Consider the following 5604-nt stretch of genomic DNA (forward strand, 5'->3'; position numbering starts at 1 on the left):
TCCACCGTTCGTGCGCCTTCCATTTTCTGTGGCTCGTCGAGGATGAGGATGGGGCGGTTGCGCGCTATCACGTCGATAGGGCGGCGCGTCTGGAAATCATCGAGCTCTTCGTAGATGCGGCGGGCATCCTTGCCCCGCGCATTGAAAGCCTGCACGTTGATCACCATCACGTTGATGCCGGCATCGGAGCTGAAGCTCTCCAGGTTGTGCAGCGCCTTGGAATCGTAAATGAAGGAGAGAATCTTCTTGCCGTACTGCTGCACAAAGTGCTCGGCCGTGTCAGCAAGCGATTGCGCAACGCCCTCGCGGATGGCGATGCTGGGGACCACGACGATGAACTTGCTCCAGCCGTAGCGTTGGTTCAGCTCGAAGATTGTTTTGATGTAGCAGTAGGTCTTGCCGGTGCCGGTCTCCATCTCGACATCGAGGTTCACGTCGGCGACCTTCGTCTGCTTCAAGGTTTCGGAGACGGGCAGGTTCTGCCGCACTTGGACTGCCTGAATGTTTTTCAGTATCGCCAGTAGTGGCAACGCGATGTCGCTGTTGCGGAAGCCCTCATTGAACTCCAGCGGCGCCGTTTGACCGCGCCGGACAAGCCCTGGGTCAATCCGGTAACGCAGGCCGCTCTCCATGGGCTGGCCCTGGAAGCAGTCCACTACCGCGGCAACGGCGTCGGTTTGGAAGGCCTGAACTTTGAATCGGAATTTCATGGCTAAATCGACCGGACCTCCGTGTCCGGCGACAACAGCCGGAATATCTGGTCCACGTTGATCTTGACGCTATCCGAACCGTAACTGGAGTCGCGGAAGACTGCCCGCAGCGGTTTGCGTTTGGCAACTTCTTTCACCAACTCGTCGGTGATGCCTGTGTCGAAGCAAGCTGCGAGTGCATTGCCATCGGCAAAGAAGACTGATTTGCCGGCGATGGTTTCCTGGGCGATCGGAAGAGACATATCCAATCCCCAGTCCACGAGGACCTGGAAGAGCAGGTCTTCCGGGGTTCGATCGGGACGGATGTTGTCCACCTGCGCCAGCAAGTCTCCCTGCGCAAGGGCGTCGGGCGCGTAATAAACATCGCGCATGTTCGAGGTGTCGATCTTCAAGACGCGGAAGCCGGTATCGACTTTTGTCCCCTTCTCGGATGCGGCACTCGTGATTTCGGCGCCAGCACGTCGCATTCTCTCTTTTGCGATTTCGGCGATTGTTCTCGGGCGTCCGATACTGTCACAGTACTTGGCGGCGACCTTTTGTTCCTTCTTTTCAGGGTCGAGGGGTTGAGGCAGTTGCACAAGGATGAACCTTCGTTGGCCGCCATTTTGGCAGTTTAGGTGCATAACTGCATGTGCAGTGCTGGCGCTTCCCGCGAAGAAGTCTAATATCAATGCGTCGGCTTTGCCGCTCGTCACGTATTCAAATAGACGAGCGAGCTCAAAATGGTCCTTCGGGTTATCAAAAACCTTCGCTCCCATTAGGTTTCGGAGAAACTTTACAGTTGATTGAGACTGCTTGTAGAAATATGACCCTCGCACCTGCGTTGCAAGCTCATCTTCCTCTGTCTCTTCTCCAGAGTCCGCTGCTTCATCATCGATTTCGGCAAGTGCCTCAATTTCGAAAACGATAGGACGAATGTGCTGCTTCCGAAAAGGGGGCTCGGTGTGATCGTCGCGGAATTCGACAATCCCCAACTCGATCATCTTTTGCATTGTTTCAGGTTGTGCGAATACCCATCCCCTCTCGGGAACGGCACACGGCTTCTTGGTCTTCGGGTGAATTACATCGTATCTCGGGCCTCCGCCTCCTGGCCACGAGATGTCGCCGTCTCTCCAGGGGCCGTGCTTGTCTGCGTGTTTATACCGGCTCCACTTCTTCGACGGGTGCGTTTTAAGCAAATCTGCAAACCACTTTTGAAGTCCGATCTCGATCGTTCTGTAATCCTCAGCAAACCGGCCACGGAGTTCTACAAATTTGTCCCAAATCTCCCGCGCGCCAGGCTTCTCCTCGCGCCAAATTGCCTTCGCTGCCTTTAATGCAGCTAGGGACTTCGCGAATACCAGGACATACTCGTGGCCAACGGAAAAGAGCCTGGCATCGTTCTTACGCCCCTTTTCCCATACCAGCGTGGCTATGAAATTTGATGCCCCAAAAACCATTTCACAGAGCTTTGTTGCGTTTGGCAGTTCGTGGTCATCGATGGATATGAGGATCACGCCGGACTCACGCAGAAGGTTGCGAGCCAGCCTGAGTCGCGGATAAAGCATAGTTAGCCAATCCGAATGAAACCTCCCGTTTGACTCAGGGTTGGTCATCAGCCGATTTCCGGCATTGTCCTTCTGACCGCTCCGAAATAGATACCCCTCTTCCTCTTCTTTGAAATGATCGTTATAGAGAAGATCGCTTCCCGTGTTGTAGGGAGGATCGATGTAGATCAGGTCAACCTCGCCAAGATATGTCTCCTGAAGGAGTTTCAGAGCGATCAGGTTTTCACCCTCGATGAAAACGTTCCTTGTCGAGGTGAAGTCGGTACTCTCGGCTCTGGCCGGGCGAAGAGAATCCGTGATCGGCTCGTTTGACTTCAAAACAGATTGTTGCTTGCCCGGCCAATCCAGCAAATAATGCTCCTGCGGTCCCTCGACGATGCTGCCCGAGAGCTCCTGGCGCAACTGGTCAAAGTCGATGGCCTGGGTGAGGCGACCCGCCTCATCCCGCGCCTCGGTGACGCAGTTGGGGAAAAGTTGGGCCAACTTTTCGATATTTTGTGCGGTCAAATCAGGCGTATGCAGCTTGAGCTTTTCCATGGGTGGGTCCTGCGCCCTTCTGCGGACGTGATGCTTCTGTTCGAAGGTTCTCTACAACTTTACATTGTGGAAGATGCTCCCATCGCCAGGGCCAAATCAGCTCTCATCCCAGGCGATAATCTTCAGCCATTCATCGAATCGGCATTGCCGGGCCGCATCACGGTCGATCACCGTCTTTCCAGCCCAGGTCTCGTCCACGAAGTCGTGCTCATCGCGCCCCCAGACCTCCCGGGCGTGTGGCGGATTGTCCAGAATGCTTGGAATCACGTATTCGGCCTGGGCCGTAAACGTGTTGGGGTAGCCGTCCCCGCCCAGATCGATTGCCTTGCCCGTTTTTGCAAGATCGTAGAGCCAGTCCAGCCCGCCGTCCCCGGTTTGCCAGACTGCGAGGCGCGCACTTATGGGCGACTCATCCGTTGCGGGCGAATGCCCACCGTCCTTTTGCCGATGGACGCTTACATTCCAGCCAAGCATGCCTTCAATCACCCTCCATCTTCCATTTTCACCCCCAGATGGTCCGTTCGTTCCAGAACCAAGAGTTCTGCCTGGCTCTGACGCAGTTTGCGGTTGATCTCCACCTTGCGATTGAATTGAATCTCCTTGCGCAGTGCCGTCTCCAGCCGCTGGCACTCCCGCCGCAGGGCCCGGATTTGACTGCCGCGCGCGACGGTCTGTGCAAGGGACTCACCGGCGCGGGAGTGCAAGTCCAGCGGGCTGGCCAGCATATGTTGGCGGAGCATCTGCTCGTAAAGGCCGCCAAGATCGACAGCCACGGGTAGCGGCAGGCGAGGTGCCGCGGAGGGTTGCCATGGCGTCTCGAAGTATGCCTCGACCACTGGCGGACCGGCGATGGCCTCGCCCGCAGCCGACACCGGCGGGCGCTTGAAGGCGGCGGCGAAGCGTACCTGGCCCTGGAAGATCAGTTCAAAGAAGATGAGCGACGGAATGGCCCGGTCGATGGTTCTGAGGACGTCTTCCTTGATCTGGCCGGTCTTGAGGGTGATTTCGAAGACCTGAATCTCCTCGATGCCGGGCCGGGCGGGCAGGTTCAGGTCTTCCGTGCCGAGAACATATCTCCACACAATTTGATCGATCTCCGTCACGAAACGCTGGCGCATCGCGCGGCTGGGTTGGGCGTTGCCGTAGATTTTGTTCTTGGGCAGGATGCGGTCTTTACGGGCCCGCTCAGGATAGAGGAACATGGGGCCTCATCCTTTGGCGCCTGCCGTCTCGACAACGAGAAAGGCAATGAGTTCGAAGTCGTCAAGCCCGGTGGATGGGCCGGTGAGTGCCGTAGTTTTCAGGCCAGTGAAGAGGCTGTCCAGCTCTCGCTCCTCCCGAACCTGCACGATGGAGTGAATTGCGGCGGTGAGCAGATCGGAGTAGGCACCCATCTCACGGCCGTCCTGGGTACGCTGGTTGAATGGCTGGTAGGCCTCCAGAATCGGCACATCACAAGGCTTTGCTACCGAGCGAATCAGGTCAAGCAACCGCTTGACCTCGGTGTGCGGCAGGACGGTCTGGCCCTCCATGTCCATATAGACCAAGTAATAAGGATGGAGGCGGTTGAGTTGCTGCACGTTTACGCTCTCATTGCGGTTGCGGAGAGCGAAGATGACGCCGGGGACCAGGCCGCGCTCAGGTGCCGCCGGGAGAACAGCATGCATACCGCTTGGCAGGCGCGCGAGGTCTCCATGGGCCTTGACGTAGTTGAGCAGGTCCATGCGGAAGTCGTTGAGACCGAGGTCGGTGATGCTGACGCCAGCCTTCAGGTCTTCCAGTTCGATGACTTCCTCCTGCAACCGGCGCAGCTGCTCCTTCCGGTAGGCAAGATCGTTGGAACGGCCGTCGAGGGGATTTTCGTCGCCGGTGGCTGTGACGTCGGCGATCACCATGCGGCTCTCGACCCGCTCCTTGAGCCGGATATATTCGTCCAGCGAGATGTCTGGCCAGTAATTCACCAGCTGGATGGATGCGTTCTTGGAGCCGATGCGGTCGATTCGGCCGAATCGCTGGATTATGCGCACTGGGTTCCAGTGGATGTCGTAGTTGACGAGGTAATCGCAGTCCTGGAGGTTTTGGCCTTCCGAGATGCAATCCGTTGCGATGAGGATGTCGATTTCATCCTGCACGTCGGGGAGCAGAAGAGCCTTCTCCTTCGATTTCGGGGAGAAGAGCATCAGCAGCTCCTGGAAGTCAGCCTTCCTGCCGAGCGTAGACTTGGGCCGGTCGGAACCGACGACGCGGGCAGTGTGGAGGCCGTGGCGTTGCTGGAGAACCGGCGCGAGATGCTCGTAGAGGTAGTCGGCGGTGTCGGCAAAGGCCGTGAAGAGGAGCACTTTACGGTTGCCGGGATTGATGGGCGCGTCGATTTTGGCGAGGATGTGACCCTTCAGGTGCTGAAGCTTGGCGTCGTCGGCTGGAGAGACCTTCTCCATCTCGTCGAGCAGAGTATTGATCACGTCGAGATCGGCGTTCAGGTCGCGCTCCCATGAGGGCAGGTCCATGTCGGCCAACTGAATGGTTACCTTGCCTGAAGTCTGTTGGTCAGACGAGAACTCGTCGGGATCCAACAATTCCACATCCTCATCCGGCTCGGCGTTATCAAACGCCGTGGACAAGTCGGTGAAAGCGCCACCCTGACCTGTACGGCGGAAGCTCTCGATTCGAGCCCGCGTGCTGAGATGGATTTGCTGGAGCCTTCGGAGGGTGAGCCGGAATGCCTGGACCGAGCTTTCAAGGCGCTTGAGCAGGTTCACCGTCATAAGAGAGCGCAGGCTCAGCTCACGATCCTTTTGCCTGAGCTTTCC

Annotated in this window: 5 protein-coding genes; all 5 read right to left on the minus strand. The window is 57.4% G+C overall.

The genetic code is table 11. The features are described 5' to 3' along the window. Positions 1 to 632, minus strand: a 632-nt coding sequence (locus tag VMU57_RS00790) for a DEAD/DEAH box helicase family protein (protein ID WP_325379787.1), incomplete at its 3' end; no start/stop codon positions are given. Between the two features lie 80 nt (positions 633 to 712). Continuing rightward, positions 713 to 2794: a site-specific DNA-methyltransferase gene (locus VMU57_RS00795; RefSeq protein ID WP_325379789.1), complete on the minus strand. Its 2082-nt coding sequence runs from the start codon at positions 2792 to 2794 to the stop codon at positions 713 to 715. A 96-nt stretch (positions 2795 to 2890) separates the two neighbouring features. Continuing rightward, positions 2891 to 3280, minus strand: coding sequence for a hypothetical protein (locus VMU57_RS00800; RefSeq protein ID WP_325379791.1), 390 nt, complete (start codon positions 3278 to 3280; stop codon positions 2891 to 2893). Beyond that, positions 3277 to 3996 carry a DUF4391 domain-containing protein gene (locus tag VMU57_RS00805; RefSeq protein ID WP_325379793.1) on the minus strand — a complete coding sequence of 240 codons (720 nt, stop codon included), beginning with the start codon at positions 3994 to 3996 and terminating at the stop codon, positions 3277 to 3279. The genes VMU57_RS00800 and VMU57_RS00805 overlap by 4 nt, the downstream gene beginning before the upstream one ends. A gap of 6 nt (positions 3997 to 4002) precedes the next feature. Beyond that, positions 4003 to 5604, minus strand: a 1602-nt coding sequence (locus VMU57_RS00810; RefSeq protein WP_325379795.1) for a helicase-related protein, incomplete at its 5' end; no start/stop codon positions are given.

The sequence above is a fragment of the Edaphobacter sp. genome (assembly GCF_035532915.1).
GTDB lineage: Bacteria > Acidobacteriota > Terriglobia > Terriglobales > Acidobacteriaceae > Edaphobacter.

Coding starts and splice junctions, on each gene's coding strand:
- VMU57_RS00805 (WP_325379793.1), bottom strand. CDS start 3,996: ATGTTCCTCTATCCTGAGCGGGCCCGTAAAGACCGCATCCTGCCCAAG.
- VMU57_RS00795 (WP_325379789.1), bottom strand. CDS start 2,794: ATGGAAAAGCTCAAGCTGCATACGCCTGATTTGACCGCACAAAATATC.